Below are 1,161 nucleotides of genomic sequence, written 5' to 3' on the forward strand. Positions count from 1 at the left end.
CTACCCTTTTGTGGACTTGCCATCTGGGGACACCTTGCGTTGCAAGCTGTTCCCAGCCGACAAGTTTCATAAAATATGCTATCTTTTCGATAGCCAATGAAGTATAATGAAGATGACAACAAATCGGAATTTTGTGGAGGCACATCAATGGAAACAATTTACGAAAAGTATATGGCACTTCCCATAGATAAGGGATCTTTATGTTTAGAATATGGAGATATTGCAGACCCATATTTTTGCTATCCCGTCAACGCAAATCCAATCGGATTTGAAGGATGTATTCTGTATTGCTTTTTGCCGGAATATGGAGAAATGGTATTTGCCTGCAATCCAGAAAGTTGTGTAGACCAAAATGTATATCCATTAGCGGCAAATTTTGAAGATTTTATCCGTTTAATCTTGGCTTGTGGTACTGCTAACCCATTGGAGCAAATCGTTTGGATGGATAAAAATAAATTTGAAGAACACATGGCAAACGAAGAAAAAATACTGACCGATGAGCAGAGGACAGCGGTACAACAGCTACAGCGGGCATTAAGTTTGTTACCAATAGAAAATCCGTTTGAATATGTCAAATCCATTCAAAAAGATTTTGATGGTAGTAAAATACAATACAGTGATGAATACTATGAAGTTACCGGCATAGAGAACCCTAAAGGAACTAACACCCAAGATAAGCATTTAGTTGAATTTGAACCTGTCGTTTTTGAATTTAACCGCAAACAAGATAGCGACTAACAACTTCCAATTTGTGAAGGAGGAATATGCTATGAATATAGGGTTTTGGCTATGTGGAGTTTTGGTTATTCCATTTGTGATTATAGGAGTGTTATTTGCAATATTTAAAGAAAGAGCGGCTAAATTTGTTTCGGGATTTAATTCGTTACCGAAAGAAGAACAGGCATTGTATGATAAAGCTCATATTTCTCGTGATATAAAAAATCAGTGTTTTACATGGGCTGGCATAATGTTAGTAGGAGCAGTGTTGTCTTATTTTTTAACACCATATATGGCTATTCCGGCTTTTATTATTTGGCTCGTTTTATTTTTCAAAGAGGTTCACTTTGACACGCACAAAGCATTTGAAAAATATTTATTAAAATAAATTCCAGTTGTGTGCCCAGCTAAGGGTGTGTAGTCAAGCCGGTGGGATTCCGGTTT

At 36.8% G+C, this 1,161-nt stretch carries 2 protein-coding genes; both read left to right on the forward strand.

The annotated features are described in order from the left end of the window. The first annotated feature begins 147 nt into the window (after nucleotides 1–147). Entirely contained in the window at nucleotides 148–738 is a 591-nt protein-coding gene (locus LJE11_RS19090; RefSeq protein ID WP_227296399.1) for a hypothetical protein, read from the forward strand. Between the two features lie 31 nt (nucleotides 739–769). Further along, nucleotides 770–1,105 (forward strand): DUF3784 domain-containing protein, encoded by a 336-nt coding sequence (locus LJE11_RS19095; RefSeq protein WP_118554110.1) that lies wholly within the window; start codon nucleotides 770–772, stop codon nucleotides 1,103–1,105. The last annotated feature ends 56 nt before the right edge of the window (nucleotides 1,106–1,161 follow it).

The sequence above is a fragment of the Blautia sp. DFI.1.216 genome (genome assembly GCF_020594215.1).
In the GTDB taxonomy this organism is placed as follows: domain Bacteria; phylum Bacillota; class Clostridia; order Lachnospirales; family Lachnospiraceae; genus Blautia_A; species Blautia_A wexlerae.